This is a genomic window from Curtobacterium sp. PhB191 (assembly GCF_004346515.1).
GTDB lineage: Bacteria > Actinomycetota > Actinomycetes > Actinomycetales > Microbacteriaceae > Curtobacterium.
Window position 1 is genome coordinate 137,047 of record NZ_SMBV01000008.1, and the last position, 18,390, is coordinate 155,436.

Annotated in this window: 20 protein-coding genes and 1 tRNA gene; 10 read left to right on the plus strand and 11 right to left on the minus strand. The window is 71.3% G+C overall.

Annotation, left to right across the window (positions count from 1 at the left end):
• Positions 1 to 96: 96 nt before the first annotated feature.
• The 6 genes from EDF48_RS14220 to EDF48_RS14245 all read right to left on the minus strand — a co-directional run bounded on the left by EDF48_RS14220 (position 97) and on the right by EDF48_RS14245 (position 4,767).
• Entirely contained in the window at positions 97 to 342 is a 246-nt protein-coding gene (locus EDF48_RS14220) for a hypothetical protein (protein ID WP_131846972.1), read from the minus strand.
• A 59-nt stretch (positions 343 to 401) separates the two neighbouring features.
• A complete protein-coding gene (locus EDF48_RS14225; protein WP_123293702.1) occupies positions 402 to 1,064 on the minus strand; it encodes a methyltransferase domain-containing protein in 663 nt (220 codons plus the stop codon).
• A complete protein-coding gene (locus EDF48_RS14230; RefSeq protein ID WP_131846973.1) occupies positions 1,061 to 1,693 on the minus strand; it encodes a DUF2064 domain-containing protein in 633 nt (210 codons plus the stop codon). The genes EDF48_RS14225 and EDF48_RS14230 overlap by 4 nt, the downstream gene beginning before the upstream one ends.
• Positions 1,690 to 2,475 carry a glycosyltransferase family 2 protein gene (locus tag EDF48_RS14235; protein ID WP_347812851.1) on the minus strand — a complete coding sequence of 262 codons (786 nt, stop codon included), beginning with the start codon at positions 2,473 to 2,475 and terminating at the stop codon, positions 1,690 to 1,692. The genes EDF48_RS14230 and EDF48_RS14235 overlap by 4 nt, the downstream gene beginning before the upstream one ends.
• Positions 2,476 to 2,773: 298 nt before the next feature.
• Entirely contained in the window at positions 2,774 to 3,844 is a 1,071-nt protein-coding gene (locus EDF48_RS14240; RefSeq protein ID WP_131880786.1) for an NAD-dependent epimerase/dehydratase family protein, read from the minus strand.
• The gene (locus EDF48_RS14245; RefSeq protein WP_131880788.1) at positions 3,841 to 4,767 is read right to left on the minus strand and encodes an MTAP family purine nucleoside phosphorylase; all 927 of its coding nucleotides are present in this window, start codon (positions 4,765 to 4,767) and stop codon (positions 3,841 to 3,843) included. The genes EDF48_RS14240 and EDF48_RS14245 overlap by 4 nt, the downstream gene beginning before the upstream one ends.
• Before the next feature lie 105 nt (positions 4,768 to 4,872).
• Between EDF48_RS14245 and glp the strand changes: the two genes are divergently transcribed.
• From glp to EDF48_RS14275, 7 genes are all read left to right on the plus strand, one after another.
• On the plus strand, positions 4,873 to 6,099 hold the full coding sequence (glp, locus tag EDF48_RS14250; RefSeq protein WP_131880790.1) for a gephyrin-like molybdotransferase Glp: 1,227 nt from the start codon (positions 4,873 to 4,875) through the stop codon (positions 6,097 to 6,099).
• The gene (gene moaC, locus EDF48_RS14255; protein ID WP_131880792.1) at positions 6,096 to 6,611 is read left to right on the plus strand and encodes a cyclic pyranopterin monophosphate synthase MoaC; all 516 of its coding nucleotides are present in this window, start codon (positions 6,096 to 6,098) and stop codon (positions 6,609 to 6,611) included. The genes glp and moaC overlap by 4 nt, the downstream gene beginning before the upstream one ends.
• Complete coding sequence (locus tag EDF48_RS19170) at positions 6,608 to 7,120, plus strand: molybdopterin-binding protein (protein ID WP_123937576.1); 513 nt, start codon at positions 6,608 to 6,610, stop codon at positions 7,118 to 7,120. The genes moaC and EDF48_RS19170 overlap by 4 nt, the downstream gene beginning before the upstream one ends.
• Before the next feature lie 68 nt (positions 7,121 to 7,188).
• Positions 7,189 to 7,572 carry a molybdenum cofactor biosynthesis protein MoaE gene (locus EDF48_RS19175; RefSeq protein WP_207913280.1) on the plus strand — a complete coding sequence of 128 codons (384 nt, stop codon included), beginning with the start codon at positions 7,189 to 7,191 and terminating at the stop codon, positions 7,570 to 7,572.
• A 34-nt stretch (positions 7,573 to 7,606) separates the two neighbouring features.
• Positions 7,607 to 8,230, plus strand: coding sequence for a hypothetical protein (locus EDF48_RS14265; RefSeq protein ID WP_131880794.1), 624 nt, complete (start codon positions 7,607 to 7,609; stop codon positions 8,228 to 8,230).
• A gap of 75 nt (positions 8,231 to 8,305) precedes the next feature.
• Positions 8,306 to 8,704, plus strand: coding sequence for a PLD nuclease N-terminal domain-containing protein (locus EDF48_RS14270; RefSeq protein ID WP_131880796.1), 399 nt, complete (start codon positions 8,306 to 8,308; stop codon positions 8,702 to 8,704).
• A gap of 432 nt (positions 8,705 to 9,136) precedes the next feature.
• Entirely contained in the window at positions 9,137 to 11,008 is a 1,872-nt protein-coding gene (locus EDF48_RS14275) for an ABC-F family ATP-binding cassette domain-containing protein (RefSeq protein ID WP_123293713.1), read from the plus strand.
• Between the two features lie 6 nt (positions 11,009 to 11,014).
• On the opposite strand, the gene EDF48_RS14280 is transcribed toward EDF48_RS14275, so the two are convergent.
• Both EDF48_RS14280 and EDF48_RS14285 read right to left on the minus strand, forming a co-directional pair.
• On the minus strand, positions 11,015 to 11,455 hold the full coding sequence (locus EDF48_RS14280) for a VOC family protein (RefSeq protein ID WP_131880798.1): 441 nt from the start codon (positions 11,453 to 11,455) through the stop codon (positions 11,015 to 11,017).
• A 10-nt stretch (positions 11,456 to 11,465) separates the two neighbouring features.
• A complete protein-coding gene (locus tag EDF48_RS14285; RefSeq protein ID WP_123340195.1) occupies positions 11,466 to 11,960 on the minus strand; it encodes a MarR family transcriptional regulator in 495 nt (164 codons plus the stop codon).
• A 79-nt stretch (positions 11,961 to 12,039) separates the two neighbouring features.
• Here EDF48_RS14285 and EDF48_RS14290 point away from each other — a divergent pair.
• A tRNA-Gln gene (locus EDF48_RS14290) sits at positions 12,040 to 12,111 on the plus strand.
• Between the two features lie 174 nt (positions 12,112 to 12,285).
• Here EDF48_RS14290 and EDF48_RS14295 read toward each other — a convergent pair.
• The 3 genes from EDF48_RS14295 to EDF48_RS14305 form a co-directional block, all read right to left on the minus strand.
• Positions 12,286 to 13,536: a sugar ABC transporter permease gene (locus EDF48_RS14295; protein WP_131846981.1), complete on the minus strand. Its 1,251-nt coding sequence runs from the start codon at positions 13,534 to 13,536 to the stop codon at positions 12,286 to 12,288.
• Between the two features lie 53 nt (positions 13,537 to 13,589).
• Entirely contained in the window at positions 13,590 to 14,354 is a 765-nt protein-coding gene (locus EDF48_RS14300) for an ATP-binding cassette domain-containing protein (RefSeq protein ID WP_131847029.1), read from the minus strand.
• A gap of 104 nt (positions 14,355 to 14,458) precedes the next feature.
• On the minus strand, positions 14,459 to 15,568 hold the full coding sequence (locus tag EDF48_RS14305) for a substrate-binding domain-containing protein (protein WP_131846982.1): 1,110 nt from the start codon (positions 15,566 to 15,568) through the stop codon (positions 14,459 to 14,461).
• A 215-nt stretch (positions 15,569 to 15,783) separates the two neighbouring features.
• Between EDF48_RS14305 and EDF48_RS14310 the strand changes: the two genes are divergently transcribed.
• Together EDF48_RS14310 and EDF48_RS14315 are read left to right on the plus strand one after the other, a co-directional pair.
• A complete protein-coding gene (locus EDF48_RS14310) occupies positions 15,784 to 17,262 on the plus strand; it encodes a sugar porter family MFS transporter (RefSeq protein ID WP_131846983.1) in 1,479 nt (492 codons plus the stop codon).
• Between the two features lie 21 nt (positions 17,263 to 17,283).
• Positions 17,284 to 18,315 (plus strand): LacI family DNA-binding transcriptional regulator, encoded by a 1,032-nt coding sequence (locus tag EDF48_RS14315; RefSeq protein WP_165901473.1) that lies wholly within the window; start codon positions 17,284 to 17,286, stop codon positions 18,313 to 18,315.
• Positions 18,316 to 18,390 lie beyond the last annotated feature (75 nt).

Sequence of the window (18,390 nt, forward strand, 5' to 3'; positions counted from 1 at the left end):
CCTGGCATCGCGCACCCGGACGCGTCCGGCCGGCGCACAGCCCGGGCCGCAGAGCGCGGCCGGAGCCGTGTCCGCCGACCGGGTCGACGGCACGGCTCAGGCGGTGCGGAACGAGCCGGTCGCCGTGCGGAACGAGCCGGTGGCCGTGCGGGTGGAGGCGGTCCAGGTGCCGGGACGCGACCGCTGCACGTCGGTGAAGCGCCCGAGGCGTCCGCTGATCGGCGCACCCGTGTAGGTGCCGACCGAGTCGGTGGAGCGGGTGCCCGTGAAGGACCCGCGCTCGTCACGGCCGCGGAGTCCGGACACGAAGGTGCCGCCGAGCGGGAAGGTGCTGTTCGTCATGCGCTCGACCGTACGTGACTGTCTTGCACGATGCAAAACAAGTGCACGAACGTGCGTGATCAGGCCATGAGCTCGCAGAAGCTCCGGCCCGCGACCGTCCAGCTCTGCCGCGCCACGAGGCCGGCGTCTGCCGCGTGCCGGTGCAGCGCGTCGAGTCCGACCTCGGCCCAGGGGAACCCGGCGCTCTCGTGGCCGTCGGCGTCCACCACGCGGGCGGTGTACACCCGGTCGGCCAGCGGGTCGGGGTTCGTCTCGACGATCACCCGGCCACCGGCGCGGACGATCTCGCCGCAGCGCTCGAGCAGGGCGGCGGGGTCGCCACCGATGCCGATGTTGCCGTCGATGACCAGGGCGGTGTCCCAGTGGCCCTCGTCGGGGACCGCGTCGAACACCGATCCCTGGATCGCGGTGCCACCGGACCGCTGGGCGATCGCCACGGCCTCGGCGGAGACGTCCACGCCGAGTGCGGGGATGCCGCGGTTGCGCGCGGCGACGAGCATCCGCCCGGGGCCGCAGCCGATGTCGATCACGGGGCCGTCGGCGTCGTCGAGCAGCGAGCGGTCGACCCGGTCGGCCGCGGCGCTCCACCGGCCGACGTCCATCGTCGTGACGACGTCGGGACGGTCCGGGTCGGTCAGCCGGAGCCGTCCGTCCGAGCGCAGTGCCCGGGCGTACGGCTCGCCGCCGCCGGCGCCGAAGGAGACGGGTGCGTGCATGGTCATCGGAGACTCCCCGCGGTCTCGGCACGGAGTGCCTGGGTGAAGCCGGAGTCCGGCGCGAGTTCGGCGACGCGTTCGGCGTCGGGCATGGTGTCGACGTCGAGCAGTTCGCCGAGGATCCCGACGTCGAGGCCGGCGTCGGTCAGGCGTGCGAGCTGGACGGCGCCGGTGTCGTCCTGCGACATCGGGACGCCGCGGAGCAGGTCGCCGGTCGGGGCCTGCACGTACAGCGACCAGAAGCCGCCGTCCTCGGCGGGGCCGAACCACGCGTCGCGCTCGGGCCGGTCGAACACCGGGGCGAGCGCGTCCGTGGACACCTGCGGGGTGTCCATCCCGACGAGCAGCAACGGGCCGTCGATCGCGTCGAACAGGAAGCCGAGGCGCTCGTCGAGCCCGCCGCCGGGCTGGTGGAGGACGTCGAAGCCCTCGGCCGACTCCGGGACGACGTCGCCGTCGAAGAACAGCACGCGGCGCTCTGCGGGCAGGGCGCGGACGGTCGACAGGGTGTCGGCGAGGCTCGCGGACGCCACACGGGCGGCACCCTCGGGTGAGAGCGCCGGGGTCAGGCGGGTCTTCACCTTGCCGGGCAGGCACTCCTTCGCGACCACGGCCACGGTGATGCCGGCGGTCATGCGCGCGTCCCCTCGACCGAGGCGGTGACGGGTGCGGAGTCGGGCCGTGCCGCGGAACCGGTCGCGGCGGTGGAGCCGGCCACGTGGCGGACGGACGCCGGGGCGACGACCCGGACACGGGCCTCCCGGCGGTACGCGCGCAGCAGGCGGGTCATGTCGCGGACCGCGTTGATGGTGCCGCGGAGCGTCCCGGTCACCTTGCTGTCGCCGATGCGCTGCGCGTAGCCGATGTCGGACTCGTCGACGCGCCAGCCTGCCGCGTGCGCGGCCAGGACTATCTCGAGCGGGTAGCCGCTGCGGCGGTCCTGCAGGTCCAGGGCGACGAGGTCCTCGCGGCGCATGACGCGCATCGGGCCGAGGTCGCGCAGGCGGTAGCCGGTCGCGCGGTGCATGAGGACGGCGAGGACGCGGTTCGCGAACCGGGCGTGCGGCGCCCACGCGCCCTTGCTCGTCGGGACACGTCGTCCGAGCGCCAGGTCGACGCGGCCGCTCGCGACGCGGTCGACCAGCGGCGGCAGTTCGGCGGGGTCCATCGAGGCGTCCGCGTCGCAGAAGGCGACGAAGTCGGCAGTGGCGGCCGCGACGCCCGCGGCGCAGGCGGAGCCGAAGCCCTTCACCGGTTCCGTGACGACGAGGGCGCCGTGGGCGCGGGCGACGTCGGCGGAACCGTCGGTCGAGCCGTTGTCCACCACGATCGCGCGGTAGCCCTCCGGCAGGCGAGCGATCACCTTCGGCAGGGCATCGGCCTCGTCGAGGCACGGGAGGATGACGTCGACACTCATGTCCGTCATTCGGTGCCGGTCGTCAGATCGACGGGTCTGTCCTGTCATGCACTCGACGTAACACGACGACGCGCGTCGGGGTACAGGAAATCTGTACCCGCTGGTCAGTCAGCGCACTGTTTCGGGGTTGGGTCCCCAGAACGGGGGACAGGCGGACGGGAGGCCCGTGGCGGGCGTTCGTGTCCGGTCACGTCCGCCGCGTGGTCGCGCGGGGCGCGGGGCGCGGGGCGGGCGCTTCGTGAGCAGGAATGGTCGGGTCGCGTCCGGTGACCCGACCATTCCTGCTCACGAAGTGGGGCTACTGGACGGCGCTCCGGAGGGGAGCGGTCGCGAAGTCGCGCATGCCGGCCGCGAAGTCGACCTCGGCGCGCCAGCCGAGCTCGGCGGCGATGCGGTCCGAACTCGCCGTGACGTGCCGGACGTCGCCCAGGCGGTACTCGCCCGTGACGACCGGCTGGGGGCCGTCGGGGCCCGCGATCGCCGCGGCCATGTCGCCGATCGTGTGCACGACCCCGGACCCGACGTTGTACGCGCGGAACGAGTCGGCGGGCTGGTCGGCGGTCGCGGCGATCGAGGCGGCGTTCGCTCCGGCGACGTCGTCGACGTGCACGAAGTCCCGGCGCTGGGCGCCGTCCTCGAAGACGCGGGGGGCCTCGCCGCGGGCCAGCGCCGAGCGGAACAGTGAGGCGACACCGGCGTAGGGGGTGTTCGCGGGCATGCCGGGCCCGTAGACGTTGTGGTAGCGGAGCGCGATCGCCCGGCCGCCCGTCGCGCGCGCCCAGCTCGAGGCCAGGTGCTCCTGCGCGACCTTCGTCTGCGCGTACACGTTGCGGGGGTCGAGCGCGGCGGACTCGTCGATCAGTCCGGGCAGCAGGGGATGACCGTCCGGGCCGATCGGGTCGAAGCGACCGGCGTCGAGGTCCTCGCGGCGGCGGGCCGGCGGACGGACGGGCTCGCCGTCGGACGTCGTGTAGGCGCCCTCGCCGTAGACGACCATCGAGCTCGCGACGACGAGTCGGCCGATGTCGTGCCGGTCCATGCCGGCGAGGACGTACGCGGTGCCGGCGTCGTTCGACGAGACGTAGTCGGGGGCGTCCTGGAAGTCGACGCCGAGGCCGACCTTGGCGGCCTGGTGGCAGACGACGTCGACGCCGTCGAGCGCGGCGTCGAGCGAGACCCGGTCGCGGACGTCGCCGTGCACGAACTCGATGCCCTGCTGCTGGTGCGCGCGCACGACCTCGCCGGCGTCGCCGTGGACGTCGTCGCGGAGGGAGTCGAGGACGCGGACCTCGTGGCCGTCGGCCAGCGCGCGGCGGACGATCGCGGAGCCGATGAAGCCGGCGCCGCCGGTGACGAGCAGGCGGGTCATGCGGTGGGTCCCGTGGTCGCGGCGGTGGGCTGGGTCTGCATGATGCTGGCGCTGGCGCTCGCCGGGACGAGTTCGCGCGGCGTGAAGTCGGCGGGGATCGCGCCGACGATCCCGCCGATGGCGCGGACGATCACCTCGTTGGCGCGGGCGAGACGCTCCATCACGAGGGCGTGGGTGACGGGGGCGCCGGCGTCGTCGGCTGCGTCGCCCGTGGCCGCTGTGTCCGCCGTGGCCGCGTGGGCGGCCGCTGCGGCGGCTTCGTCCTCGGTCGGGGCCAGGCCGGCGTCGGCGTCGGTGACGAACGACAGGTTGACGGTCGCGATGCCGAGCTCGGCGGCGAGCGGGACCTCCGGGGTCATCGTCATGTTGATGGTGTGGCCACCGGCCTCGCGCAGCCAGACGGACTCGGCGCGCGTCGAGAAGCGGGGGCCCTGGATGACGACGCACGTGCCGGTCGGACGGAACGGCACGTCGAGTGCGGCGATCGCGTCGACGGCTGCGCGCCGCAGCGTCGGGTCGAACGGGTCGGCGAACGACAGGTGCTGGACGTCGTCCTCGAAGAACGTGTCCGCGCGGCCGAAGGTGCGGTCGATGAGTTGGTCGGTCACGACGAAGGTGCCCGGGGCGTAGTCGGGGTGCAGACCACCGACGGCGCTCGAGGACACGATCGCCCGGACGCCCAGGGAGCGGAGCGCCCAGAGGTTCGCGCGGTGGTTGATGCGGTGCGGGGCGACGGAGTGCTCACGACCGTGCCGGGTGAGGAACGCGACCCGACGTCCGGACATCGTGCCGATGCTGATCGGGCTCGATGTCGGGCCGAACGGCGTCGGCACGTCCAGTTCCTCGGCGGTCCCCTCCTCGAACAGCTGGTAGAGGCCGGAGCCCCCGATGACACCGATCGTCACGGCTTCGTCGTTCTCCACAGGTCCTCCGAAAGGTCGTCGGCGCGGTCTGCGCGCTGGATACGCTACTGACGCCGGCCCCGGACGAACCGGGAGCGGCGACACCATCCCTGTTCGGAGGCACCTGTGCGAACGATCGGTCAGCACCGCGACGACCTGGCGGCGCTGCTCGCGCCGGTCCTGGCGGGCCTCGGGGCTGCGTCGTGGCGTATCGACGACCTGGCCGTCGACGGCCGTGCCGGTCACGGGCACCGCGTGCTCGCTGCACCCGTTGCCGCACCGGTCCCGTTGCCGCCCTTCGACAACAGCCAGATGGACGGCTTCGCGGTCCGGGTGGCCGATGCCGGGCAGGACGTCCGGGTCGTCGCGCCCATCCCCGCCGGGGTCGTCCCCGCACCGCTCTCCGCCGGCACAGCGGCACCGATCATGACCGGCGCGCGGATCCCCGACGGTGCCGATGCCGTCTTCCCGGTGGAGGCCACGTCGCCGGGGTCGTTCCCGGCTGCGCTCGAACTGGGGCACGTCACGGTGCCCGCCGACCTCGTGCCGGGCACCTTCGTGCGGGCGACCGGCAGCGACCTGGCCCTCGGTGCATCCATCGCTCCGACCGGAGCGCCGATCACCCCCGCCCTGCTCGGTGCGCTCGCAGCCGCCGGAGTGTCCACCGTGCAGGTTCGTCGACCACTGCGGGTGCTCGTGGTCTCGACGGGGTCCGAGCTGCAGGGAGCCGACACCGACGCGGCGACGATCGGCGACGCGAACGGCATCGCGCTGCAGGCGGCGCTCGCCGAGATCGGTGCTTCGTCCCGCACGGTCCGGGTTCCTGACGACGTCGACGCGTTCGTCACCGAGCTCGACGACGCCGTGGGGGACTGGGCCGACCTCGTGCTCACCACCGGGGGCATCAGTGCGGGCGCGTACGAGGTCGTGCGGCAGGCACTCGAACCCCGCGGGCTCGCCGTCACCCCGGTCGCGATGCAGCCCGGCGGGCCGCAGGCGTTCGGCAGCGTGGAGCTCGCCGGTCGACCGGTGCCGGTGGTGTCGTTCCCCGGCAACCCGGTGTCGGCGCTCGTCTCGTTCGAGGTCTTCCTCCGTCCGCTGCTCGCGCCCCTCGTCGGGCTGCCGGCCGACCGTCCCGAGCTGCACCTGCCCGCTGCTTCGGCTGCGCAGTCACCGGGTGGCAAGCACCAGGTGCGGCGTGGCCGGGTGGCCGACGGGGTCGTCCACTTCGTGGGCGGACCGAGTTCCCACCTGCTCGCGCACTACGCCGCCGCCACGCACCTCGTGCACGTCCCGGTGGGGGTCGACGCCGTCGAGCCCGGTGACGTCCTGACCGTCTGGAGTCTCCGATGACCGAACCCGTCGCCACGTCCGAGCCGGCCGATCCGTCCGACGCGGCCGAGCTGTCGCACGTGCGCGCCGACGGCTCCGCGCACATGGTCGACGTGTCCGCGAAGGACGTGACCGACCGCTCGGCGACCGCCACCGCCACGCTCGTCACCCGGCCCGATGTCGTCGCTCGCATCCTCGACGGCTCCCTGCCGAAGGGCGAGGTCATCGGCACCGCCCGCATCGCCGCGATCATGGCCGTGAAGAAGACCTCCGACCTCATCCCGCTCTGCCACCCGCTCCCCATCGCCGGGGTGCAGGTCGACATCACCGGCGCCGACGACCGCGTGCTGATCGAGGTCTCGGTCCGCACGACCTCGCGCACCGGCGTCGAGATGGAAGCGCTGACCGGCGCGAGCGTCGCCGCGCTGACCGTGTACGACATGGTGAAGGCCGTCGACCGGTCGGCCTCGATCACGGACGTCCGAGTGCTCGAGAAGCACGGCGGTCGGTCCGGAGACTGGAGCAACCGATGACCTCGCAGCCGACCAGGGGCCGTGCCGCCGTCGTGGTGGTGTCCACGCAGGCCGCCGCCGATCCGGCACTCGACCGCACCGGGCCCGTCATCGCGGGGTGGCTGCGCGAGCGGGACTTCACCGTCGCCGAGCCCGTGATCGTCCCCGACGGCGGGGCGATCACCGAGACCGTGACCGCCGAACTGCTGGCCGGGGCCCGGATCGTCATCACGACCGGGGGCACCGGCGTCACCCCGACCGACCGGACGCCCGAGGCCGTCGCGCCCCTCATCGACCTGGAGCTGCCCGGTGTCCTCGAAGAGGTCCGTCGTCGCGGGCTCGCGGGGGCCGGTCCGACCGCACTGCTGAGCCGCGGCATCGCCGGCATCAGCACCGGCGGATCCCTGATCGTCACGCTGCCCGGGTCGCGCGGCGGGGTGGCGGACGGACTGGCCGTGCTCGACGGGCTTGTCGAGCACGTGCTCGCGCAGGTGCACGGCGAGGGCCACGCGCCGCGGAGCGCGTCGTGACCGCGTCGCCGGCCCCGACCCCGGCACCGGATGCGCGCGTCGTCCTCGCCGACGTCGTCGACCGGGGGATCACCGTCGACGAGGTCTCCGCCGTCGTCGCCACCGACCAGGACGGCGCCGTCGTCACCTTCGCCGGCGTCGTCCGCGACCACGACGGCGGCAAGGGCGTCACCGCGCTCGACTACGAGCGGCACCCCAGCGCCGGCGACGTCATCGCCGAGGTCGCCCGCACCGTCGCCGACGCCCACCCCGACGTCCGCATCGCCGTGCTGCACCGCGTCGGGTCGCTCGGCATCGGGGACGTCGCGCTCGCCGCAGCGGTGGCGTCGTCGCACCGGGCGCAGGCGTTCGCAGCGTGCGGGGAGCTGGTCGATCTGGTGAAGGAGCGGGTGCCGATCTGGAAGCACCAGCGGTTCACCGACGGCACGGACGAGTGGGTCGCGGCGCTGTGACGGATGCTCAGGTCGAGCTGGTTCACTCAGATCGGTGACCGAAGCACAGACGGCCGCCGATCGGCGGTGGGCCGACGCGGAGATCCGGGCGAAGGCGTACCTCGCGCAGCCGCGTGACCGTCGTGTCCTGCCCATCCGCGGGTTCGTCCTGGCGGTGGCCCTCGTGATCGCGCTGCTGGTGCTCGTCGGCGTCGCGCTGCCCCCGGACTCCGATGCACGGCTGATGCTCTCGACCGTCGGACTCAGCATCGCGGTGCTCATCCTGGTGGTGGAGATCATCCGAGCCGTCCGGTTCCGGCGCCGTGCAGGACGCACCGTCGTCCGTGAGCAGGTCGTCGCGTCCTTGTTGCAGCGTGAGCAGCGTGCGGTCTCCCGTGCGGCGGTCGGCCAGGCGGACGCGCCGGCGGATCGACGGATCGTGGTCGACGCCGTCGCGACCGACCTGGCGAGCGGTGCCGCACTCCCGATGCAGGCCGGGTTGCTCGTCGTCTGGTCGTCGATCGGCGTCGCGGGGACGGCCTTCTGGCCGGTCTACCTGACCGGAAGTCTGTTCACGGGTGCCCAGTTCTTGTGGTCGGTGCGTCGCACCGTGCTCGCCCGGCGCTGTCTCGCAGCCCAGCACCGCACGGACGTCGACCCTGTACGGCCCCGCAGCTGACCGTGGCCGGATCGCAACACCGGCAGGCGTTCGGGGCGTGGCGACAGCCCTCAGGTTCTCCATAGAATCGCGAACATGAGCGTCTTGCTGCCCGGGATCACCGTCATCCTGCTGGTCTTCGCCCTGATCGACATCCTGACGAAGAACGACGATCAGATCCGCGGACTCCCGAAGATCGCGTGGGTGATCCTCGTGATCCTGATCCCCGTCGTCGGCAGCATCGTCTGGTTCGCCATCGGCCACGACTGGGCCCCGGGTGAGCGGAACCACGGCCGCTACATCGAACCCGCCCGTCACGAGGACCGGTACGCCACCCTCGGCGATGCCCGGAACGCCCACGGCGCCAAGCGCATCAGCGGCACGGAGCAGGAGCTCGCCGAGCTCGAGCGCGAGATCGAGTACTGGGAGGCGCAGGCTCGCCTGAAGCGCGCGAAGGAAGCCGCCGGCGAGGGCGACGCCGCTCCCGCGAGCTGACGTACCCGACAGCCGGAGCCGCGCCGGCCCCCGCGAGCTGACCCGGGCCTCCAGGTCGACGCGCCGGCGCACCGACGCGACGGGCGCACCGTGCGCGGTCGGTCGGCCGGTGCGAGGTTGTGCGCTCCGTGCGCCGCTACAACCTCGCACCGAGCGGTCAACCTCGCACCACCTGCCGAAGCCCGCACCGTGCGACCGCGCTGACCCGCGCTTCCAGGCCGACGCACCGATGCGCCGTCGCACCGTCGCACCGTGCGCGGTCGGTCGGCTGGTGCGAGGTTGCCCACTCCGTGCGCCGCTACAACCTCGCACCGAGCGGTCAACCTCGCACCACTCGAACAAGCCCGCACCGTGCGCCCGCCCCGGCCCCGGCCGACCCCACCCACACCCCCCCCGCACCGACCACCCCGCCACGCCGCCTACCCTTGACGCGTGGCTCATCTCCTCGGCGCCGAGAACCTGCATCTCGAGTTCCCCACCAAGGTCGTCTTCGACAACGTCACCCTCGGCATCGACGAGGGGGACCGGATCGGCGTGGTCGGACGCAACGGCGACGGCAAGTCGACCCTCCTCGCGCTGCTGTCCCAGCGCCTCGAACCCGACGACGGCCGTGTCACGCACCGCCGCGGGTTGACCGTCGGCTACCTGGACCAGCGCGACATCCTGCCCGAGGGCGCGACCGTCGGCAGCACCGTCGTCGGCGACCTCGAAGAGCACGAGTGGGCCGGCGACCCGAAGATCCGCGACGTCATCGGCGGCCTGGTGTCGGACATCCCGTGGGACGTCAGCGTCGACGAGCTGTCCGGTGGCCAGCGCCGCCGCGTGGCACTCGCGCGGCTGCTCGTCGGCGACTGGGACGTCCTGTTCCTCGACGAGCCCACGAACCACCTCGACGTCGAGGGCATCCAGTGGCTCGCCGAGCACATCAACCGTCGCTGGTCGTCGAACCAGGGCGGGATGGTGGTCGTGACGCACGACCGGTGGTTCCTCGACGCGGTGTCGACCGACACGTGGGAGGTCCACGATGGCGTCGTCGACCCGTTCGAGGGCGGCTACGCGGCGTACATCCTGCAGCGCGTCGAGCGCGACCGGCAGGCAGCCGCCAGCGAGCAGCGCCGCCAGAACCTGGCCCGCAAGGAGCTCGCGTGGCTGCGCCGCGGCGCACCGGCTCGGACGAGCAAGCCGAAGTTCCGCATCGACGCCGCGAACGCCCTGATCGACGACGTCCCGCCGATCCGCGACACGGTCGCGCTGGCGAAGACGGCGACCGCCCGCCTCGGCAAGGACGTCGTCGACCTGCTCGACGTCAGCGTCTCGTTCGACGGCACCCAGATCCTCGACCGCATCGAGTGGCGCATCGCACCGGGGGAGCGGACCGGCATCCTCGGCCCGAACGGTGCCGGCAAGTCGACGCTGCTCAACCTCGTCTCCGGTACGCTCGCGCCGACGAGCGGCCGCGTGAAGACGGGCAAGACGGTGCAGGTCGCGATCCTCGACCAGCAGCTCGCCGACCTGGCCCAGTTCGCGAACGATCGCGTGCGCGAGGTGGTCGCCCGCAAGAAGACGAGCTACGTCGCGGACGGCAAGGAGATGACGCCGGCGCAGCTGCTCGAACGTCTCGGCTTCACGGCGGAGCAGCTCTCCACGCCGGTCAAGGACCTGTCCGGTGGCCAGAAGCGCCGCCTGCAGCTCATGCTCATCCTGCTCGACGAGCCGAACGTGCTGATCCTCGACGAGCCCACCAACGACCTCGACACCGACATGCTCGCCGCCATGGAGGACCTGCTCGACACCTGGCCGGGCACCCTGCTGGTCGTCTCCCACGACCGGTACCTGCTCGAGCGCGTCACCGACCAGCAGTACGCCGTGCTCGGCGGGCACCTGCGGCACCTGCCCGGCGGCGTCGACGAGTACATGCGGCTGCGTGCGGCCGGCACCGGTGGCGGGACCGCTTCTGCGGCTGCCGCCGCGTCTGCCGGGAGGCCCGACACCGCAGGCGGGACCGGCTCGGCCGGTGCCGTGGCCGGATCCAGTGCGTCGGCCGGTTCCGGCGCGTCGGCTGCGGCGGCCTCGGGCCTGTCGGGCGCGGAGCGTCGGACGGCCGAGAAGGAGATGTCGGCGCTGGACCGCAAGATCGCGAAGGTCGGCGCGGACCGGAAGAAGCTGCTCGACGACTTCGCCACCCACGACCAGTCGGACTACGCCGGGCTCGGGGAGCTGCAGGCGAAGCTCGCCGCGCACGAGGCCGAGATCGAGCAGCTCGAGGAGCGCTGGCTCGAGGTCGCGGAGCTGCTCGGGGTCTGAGCGGGTCTACTCCGCTGGCTTCGCATCCTCGGGGGCCCCGCCGCCGGGGTTCGCGACGACCTCCCACAGGTGGCCGTCCGGGTCCTGGAAGAAGCCGGACCACATGCCCCACGGCCGCGTGTACGGCGCCGCGAGCGTCGTCGCGCCGGCGATCCGGGCCCGGTCGAGGAACGCTTCGGCGTCGGCCTGACTGTCGACGAAGTGCCCGATCGTGCTGCTCGGTGCCGTCGCGAGTGCCAGCCCGGAGTCCTTCGCCATGTCGTCCCGCCCGTAGACGCTGACGATCAGACCGTCGTCCAGGGTGAACATCGCCGTGGTGCCACCCGCCTCGGTCTCGGTCGGCGGGTACTCGGTGCCGATGACGCCGCTGCCCTCGATCCCGAGCAGGGCGCGGTAGAAGTCCGCCGATCGTGCGACGTCGGCGACGGCCAGGGTGATCGCGTGCATGGCCCGGAGGCTAGTCCCCGAGACCCAGGATGAGTCGGCGGAGCAGCCCGGCCAATTGGCCCTGCTCGTCGGCGGAGACCCCGGACAGGATGTCGCGTTCGGCGGCCAGCAGGTCCGCGATCGCCGCGTCCACCGCCACTCGGCCCTTGCCCGTCAGCGACACGAGGATGCCGCGGCCGTCCCTCGGGTCGGTCCGTCGCCCCACGAAGCCCCGCGCCGTGAGCCGGTCAACACGGTTCGTCATCGTGCCGCTCGACACCAGGGTTTGCTGCAGCAGGGTCTTCGGGCTCAGCTCGTACGGCTCACCCGCCCGCCGCAGGGCCGAGAGGACGTCGAACTCCCACGGCTCCATGTCACCCGCGTCGAACGCTGCTCGCCGCGCGCGGTCCAGGTGCCGCGCGAGCCGGTCGACGCGGGACAGGACCTCGAGCGGGCCGAAGTCGAGGTCGGCACGCTCACGACCCCACGCCGCGACGATCCGGTCGACCTCGTCCTGGTGCGGCATCCCTCCATCTTGGCCGAACCCGGGGCGGACGGCCAGCCTCGTCGGTCATGGGAGGATGGACGTGCACCCACGGGTGCGTTCCGCCTTGGTGTAATGGCAGCACGACGGCCTTTGGTGCCGTTAGGTCCGGGTTCGAATCCTGGAGGCGGAGCCGAGGCTTGATCCGGGTTCGCCGCGTCGGCGTTCTGGGAACGGGTCTCACCGACGCACGTCGCGTGGTGATCGCTGCCGAGGCTCCGGAGCGCTGACGCGCGGACGGGAGGCCCGGTGCCAGCTGGCACCGGGCCTCCCGTCCATCCGCGGCCCGTCTTCGGGCCACGCGCGGTCAGGCGGCTCCGTGGCTCGCTCGGGAGCGGCGGGAGAGGGAGTCGATGATCACCGCGAGGAGCAGGACGGCCCCGGTGACGATGTAGCGGGTGTAGTCCTCGAAGTTCAGCAGGTTCAGGCCGTTCGCGATCGACTGGATCACGATGACGCCGAGCAGTGCGGACCAGATGTTGCCGCGTCCACCGAAGAGGCTGGTCCCGCCGATGACCGCCGCTGCGATCGCGTTGAGGTTGACGTCGCCGCCACCCGAACTCAGCGTCGCGGCCGAGAGGTGTGCCGATGCGAGGAGCCCGCCGATGACGGCGAACACCGAGCAGAGCATGAACACCGAGATGTACACGAGGCGCACCTTGATGCCGGACCGGCGGGCGGCTTCGACGTTGCCGCCGACTGCGTAGATCGACCGGCCCCACTTCGTCCGCTTCACCAGGTAGTTCATCACGACGACCAGCAGGACGAAGAACACGAAGGACGTCCCGGTGCCGCGGTCGGTCGAGAGGTACCAACCGATCGCGCTGAGTCCGATGAGCAGCAGCGCCGCCTTGAGGACGACGAGCGACTTCGAGCCCGTCGACAGCCCTGCCCGGGCTCGTCGGGCATCTCGCCGGAGGTCCGCGAACAGGGTGCCGCCAGCCGCCAGCGCCGCGAGCACGTAGACGAGCCAGGGTGGCAGGTAGGAGAACAGCGCGAACTGCACGATGAAGGACTCCGTCGGCAGGTTGATCGAGCCGTTCTGGCCGAGGACGAGCAGCTGCACACCGAGGAACGCGAGGAGCCCAGCGAGTGTGATGACGAAGCTGGGGACACCGAACCGCGTGTACAGGAGGCCGTACAGCAGGCCGATGAGGGCTCCGACGCCGAGTGCGACTGCGATCACCGCGATGAGCGGCCAGTGCAGCTGTGTGAGCCCGACGCCGAGGATCGCTGCGGCGAGACCACTGACGGAACCGACCGAGAGGTCGATCTCGCCGAGCAGGAGCACCAGGACGATCCCGATGGAGATCGTGCCGGCCGCGGCGCACTGGACGGCCAGGTCGACGAGGTTCGTCGCGTAGAGGAAGCTCCCGCCGGGCGTCAGGAGACCGAAGGCGACCCAGATGACGACGAGCCCCACCACGACCGGGAGACTTCCCAGGTCGCCTGCGCGGACCCGGCGACTGAAGCTGGTGATCGCGCCGCGAACGCCTTCTTCGCGCAACAGCCGTTCGTCCTGCAGGTCTGCTGCGGCGCGGGAGGTCGGTGTGCTCATGGTGACGGGGTCCGGAGAGGTGCCTCGTGGCCGCTTGCTCTGGCGGGTGCTGCTCATCGGTCTGTCTCTCGTTCGGATTGCGCGGCGGCGCGACGGGTGACGGCGTTGTCGGTGGCGCCGGTGATCGCGGCGATGATGTCCTCGTAACTGACGTCGGCAACGGTGAAGTCACCGTTGTTGCGGCCGAGGCGGAGCACTGCGACGCGGTCGGCGACGGCTCGGACGTCGGCGAGGTTGTGGCTGATCAGCACGACGCCGTGGCCGCGGTCGCGGAGGCGTTCGACGAGGTTCAGGACCTCGGCGGTCTGCGCGACGCCGAGCGCGGCCGTCGGCTCGTCGAGGATGACGATCTTCGGGTCGCCGATCAACGACCGGGCGATCGCGACGGTCTGCCGCTGACCGCCGGAGAGCGACGCGATGGGAATGCGGACGGACGGGATCCGAGCCGAGAGCTGTCGGAGCAGCTCCCAGGACTTCCGCTCCATCTCCTCTTCGTCGAGGACGAAGTGCGAGACCTCGCGCCCGAGGAACAGGTTCGACACGACGTCGAGGTTGTCGGCGAGTGCGAGGTCCTGGAAGACCGTCGCGATCCCGAGCGCCTGCGCAGCCGCCGGCGAACCGATGTGGACGGGCTCGCCCTCGAAGGTGATGGTTCCTTCGTCCGGGGTGTAGACGCCGGCGAGGATCTTGACGAAGGTGCTCTTCCCCGCGCCGTTGTCGCCGACGAGGGCGACGACTTCGCCCGCGTGGACGTCGAAGTCGATCCCGGAGAGCGCCTGGACGGCACCGAACCGCTTGCTGATGCCCTGGAGGGACATCACCAGGTCCTTCTGGACGGGGACGGGTGTGGGTTCCGCGATGGTCACGGGGGACTCCTTGGCTTCAGGGGAGGGAGACGGAAGTGCGTCCCCCTCCCTGCGGGTCACTTGATGCCGTACTTCGTGCATGCGTCGGCGAGCTGCGTGGTGCAGATGTCCTTCGCGGTGAAGAGTCCGTCCTTCACGACCGTGTCCTTGATGTTGTCCGCGGTGACGGCCACCGGCGTGAGGATCACCGACGGCACGGTCTTGCCGCTGGCGGTCTTCACGGTGCTCGTGGTGGAGGCCTTCTTGCCCGCCGCGAGTTCCAGTGCCAGGTCAGCCGCTCCCTCTGCCTCCGGCTTGAACGCCTTGTAGACGGTCATGTACTGCTTGCCGGCGAGGATCCGCTGCAGTCCTGCGAGCGTCGCATCCTGGCCGGTGATGGGCGGGAGATCCGTCGCGCCCGCCGCCTGCATCGCGGAGATCACGCCGCCCGCGGTGTCGTCGTTCGCCGCGTAGATCCCCTTGATGTTGTCGACGCCGACCTTGGAGATCTGGCCCGCCGCCCAGCTCTGCGCCTTGGCAGGGTCCCAACCGGGGGTGTCGTACTCGCCGAGGACGTCGTAGCTGGTGGTGGAGAGCACCGATTGCGCGCCGGCCTTGAACTGGGAGGCGTTGTTGTCAGTCGGCGAGCCGTTGACCTCGAGGACGCCCGCATCGTCTGCGATGCCGAGGTCCTTCATCCGGTCGACGAGCGCGGTCGCCTGCAGTTCGCCGACCTTGTTGTTGTCGAAGGAGATGTAGGCGCTGACATCGCCCGAGTTGATCAGCCGGTCGTACGAGATGACCGGGACGTTCTTCGACTTCGCCAAGCTGACGATCGAGGCGGCTGCCTCGCCGTCGAACGCATCGAGGACGAGCACCTTGACGCCCTGCGTGAGCATCGCCTGGGCCTGCTGTTGCTGCTTCGACGCGTCGCCGCCGGCATTCTGGTAGAGCACCGAGCAGTCCGGGCACTTCTCCTTGATGCGGTCGGTGAAGAGCGGACGGTCGGCACTGGCGAACCGTGCCGTGACCGAGTCGGGCAGCAGCAGCCCGATCTTCGCGTTCGTCGCGGATCCGCCGCCTCCCGACGACGATGCCTGGGATCCGTTCGAGCACGCGGTGAGCGACCCCGCGAGGAGCGTGATTGACGCGGCAGCGATCGCTGCTCGTGTGACGACTTTCTTCATTGAAGGCCTCCATCTGCCACCTCCATTGGTGGCCTGGATCCGCTGGTTACTACCCAACGAACAACTTGTCCGCCAAACGATACGACACGCGCTCACCCCTCCACAAGCACCAAATCGAGAACTGGCCGGGCTGCGACGAAAACCGCCGCCTGCTACCGTGTGAACAGTCCGTCCGCGAAGTGATAACTGCGGGAGTCGATGACGAAGGAGTCAACATGTCTGGACAGGGTCAACCGCGCGAGGCGCTCGAACTACCTCCCTTGACAACGGGACCGCACCGGAAACGGATCGGCCTCATCTCGGTCGTCGCCTGCCTCGGGGGGCTCCTGTTCGGCTACGACACCGGCGTCAGCAACGGTGCCGAGATCTCGATCCAGTCGCAGCTCGGGCTCGACGACATCGGGCTCGGCGTCGTGATCTCGTCCCTCGTCTTCGCCGCGGCCGTTGGCGGGCTGATCGGGGGCCCGGTGTCCGACCGCATCGGCCGGCGCTCCACGATCCTCGCGATGGCGGTCTTCTTCTTCTGCGGCACGCTGCTCGCCGTGTTCTCGCCGAACTTCGAGGTGCTGCTTGCCGGGCGCATCGCCGTCGGCCTGGCGGTGGGAGCCGCGTCGATCGTCGTCCCCGTGTACCTGGCTGAACTCGCGCCGCTCGAGATCCGCGGCATGATCACCGGCCGCAACGAGCTCGCGATCGTCAGCGGGCAGCTCGCGGCGTTCGTCATCAACGCGATCATCGGGATCATCCTCGGCGACGAGGGTGGCGTGTGGCGCGTCATGTTCTTCATCTGCGCGATCCCGGCCGCCGCACTGTTCATCGGCATGCTCCGGATGCCGGAGTCCCCGCGCTGGCTCGTCGAGCACGGTCACGACGAGCGTGCGCTCGCGATCCTCAAGACCGTCCGCAACGAGGGCCGCGCCGAGGTCGAACTCGAGGAGATCCGTCGCGTGACGGCCGAGGAGCCGAGCGAGACCCGCCTGAACGGTCTGAAGGCCCTGCTCTCCAGTCGTTGGCTCATCCGCATCGTCCTGATCGGGTGCGGCGTCGCCATCGCCCAGCAGGTCACCGGGATCAACTCGATCATGTACTACGGCCAGCGCATCCTGATCGAGTCCGGGTTCGGGGCGAACGCCGCTCTGATCGCGAACATCGCCCCGGGCATCCTCGCCGTCGTCGGCGGGCTCATCGCCCTCCGGAACATGGACCGCGTCGACCGCCGGAAGACGTTCATCCTCGGGCTCTCCCTGACGACCACCTGCCACATCCTGATCGGCGTCTCGTCCCTGGTCATCCCGGACGGCAACCCGATCCGCCCCTACGTGCTCCTGTTCTTGATCTGCGCCTTCGTGCTGTCGATGCAGTCATGCCTCAACATCGCGGTCTGGGTGTGGTTGGCCGAGATCTTCCCGCTCAACATGCGCGGCCTCGGGACCGGGATCGCGGCGTTCGCCGGCTGGCTGATGAACGGTGTCCTGGCGCTCTACGTGCCGTCGCTCATCGAAGGCGTCGGCATCACCGGAACGTTCTTCCTGTTCGCCGTGATCGGTGCGATCGCGTTGGCCTTCATCGTGACGCAGGTGCCGGAGACCCGAGGTTGGTCGCTCGAGCGGCTCGAGGAGGAGGTCACGACCGGCGCGATCTACATCGACACGATCAAGGGCAAGGCGAAGCGGGCAGTTCGCGACGAGCGGTGACCGTGCTGCAAGATGTGGAGCATGGCTGACGACGGGTCCACCACGGCGGCGCGGCGCGCGACCATGCGGGACGTCGCCGACCGTGCCGGGGTGTCGAAGTCGCTCGTCTCGCTCGCGTTCAGCTCGCCCGCTTCGGTCAGTCCGGAGCGGCGCGCACGGATCCTCGACGCCGCCGACGCGCTGGGGTTCCGGCCGAACCGCGTGGCGCGCTCGCTCAACGGTGCCCGGGATGACTTCGTCGGCATCCTGGTCGCAGACTCGCGGAACCCCGTGCTCGCCGAGGTCGTCGACGCGGCGCGGGTCTCCCTGGCGGCGGGCGGTCGCCTCGGGCTGATGACCAGTGCGGTGCTGCCGAACGGTTCCTCACGCCCGCGCCTCGACCTCGATGCGGTCGCCATGCTCGGGGACCTGCAGCCGTCGGGGCTCATCGTCGTCGGGTCGGTGCCCACCATGGACCGGGTGGTGCAGGTGATGGGTGCCGCACGCATCGTGATCGCCAGTGCCCGACCCGGTCGACTCGCGGGAGCGGCCACGGTCCGGGGGGACGACGAGGTCGGGATCCGGCTCGTCGTCGACCACCTGGTCGACATCGGGCACCGGCGCATCGGGCACGTGGGCGGAGCCGGGGGTCGCGTCGCCACCGGACGGGCGGAGGCCTTCCGTGCCGCGGTCCATGAACACGGGCTCGACGGGGCGCTGGACGGGGGGCTGGTTGCCGAGAGCGACTTCTCCGAGGCCGCCGGCTACCGAGCGGCCCTCGAGCTGCTCGACCGGGACGAACCGCCGACGGCGATCACGGCCGTGAACGACCTGGCCGCGATCGGCGTGACAGCGGCCGTCCGGCAGCGCGGACTCTCCGGCTCGGTCGCGGTCACCGGGTACGACAACACGTACCTGGCGGCGCTCGGGGCAGTGGACCTGACGTCCGTCGACCCGGACAACGCTGCGATCGGGCGGCGTGCCGCGGAACTCCTGCTCTCGGAGGAGAACCCCGGCGAGGTGCTCATCGCGCCGACGCTCCGCGTCAGGTCGTCATCGGTGCCGCGCGACTGACAGTGCGCGACCGGCGCGTGATGCGCCGAGGTTGACACCGGCGAAACCGCGGTCGTACATTGAACCGGTCCAGAT

Excerpts from the sequence above, each read along its gene's own strand:
- EDF48_RS14310 (WP_131846983.1), top strand. The coding sequence starts at position 15,784 with ATGTCTGGACAGGGTCAACCGCGCGAGGCGCTCGAACTACCTCCCTTG.
- EDF48_RS14225 (WP_123293702.1), bottom strand. The coding sequence starts at position 1,064 with ATGACCATGCACGCACCCGTCTCCTTCGGCGCCGGCGGCGGCGAGCCG.
- EDF48_RS14295 (WP_131846981.1), bottom strand. The coding sequence starts at position 13,536 with ATGAGCACACCGACCTCCCGCGCCGCAGCAGACCTGCAGGACGAACGG.
- EDF48_RS19170 (WP_123937576.1), top strand. The coding sequence starts at position 6,608 with ATGACCTCGCAGCCGACCAGGGGCCGTGCCGCCGTCGTGGTGGTGTCC.
- EDF48_RS14240 (WP_131880786.1), bottom strand. The coding sequence starts at position 3,844 with ATGACCCGCCTGCTCGTCACCGGCGGCGCCGGCTTCATCGGCTCCGCG.
- EDF48_RS14280 (WP_131880798.1), bottom strand. The coding sequence starts at position 11,455 with ATGCACGCGATCACCCTGGCCGTCGCCGACGTCGCACGATCGGCGGAC.
- EDF48_RS14220 (WP_131846972.1), bottom strand. The coding sequence starts at position 342 with ATGACGAACAGCACCTTCCCGCTCGGCGGCACCTTCGTGTCCGGACTC.
- moaC (WP_131880792.1), top strand. The coding sequence starts at position 6,096 with ATGACCGAACCCGTCGCCACGTCCGAGCCGGCCGATCCGTCCGACGCG.
- EDF48_RS14230 (WP_131846973.1), bottom strand. The coding sequence starts at position 1,693 with ATGACCGCCGGCATCACCGTGGCCGTGGTCGCGAAGGAGTGCCTGCCC.
- EDF48_RS14270 (WP_131880796.1), top strand. The coding sequence starts at position 8,306 with ATGAGCGTCTTGCTGCCCGGGATCACCGTCATCCTGCTGGTCTTCGCC.
- EDF48_RS14235 (WP_347812851.1), bottom strand. The coding sequence starts at position 2,475 with ATGAGTGTCGACGTCATCCTCCCGTGCCTCGACGAGGCCGATGCCCTG.
- EDF48_RS14315 (WP_165901473.1), top strand. The coding sequence starts at position 17,284 with ATGGCTGACGACGGGTCCACCACGGCGGCGCGGCGCGCGACCATGCGG.
- EDF48_RS14305 (WP_131846982.1), bottom strand. The coding sequence starts at position 15,568 with ATGAAGAAAGTCGTCACACGAGCAGCGATCGCTGCCGCGTCAATCACG.
- EDF48_RS14300 (WP_131847029.1), bottom strand. The coding sequence starts at position 14,354 with ATGTCCCTCCAGGGCATCAGCAAGCGGTTCGGTGCCGTCCAGGCGCTC.
- EDF48_RS14285 (WP_123340195.1), bottom strand. The coding sequence starts at position 11,960 with ATGCCGCACCAGGACGAGGTCGACCGGATCGTCGCGGCGTGGGGTCGT.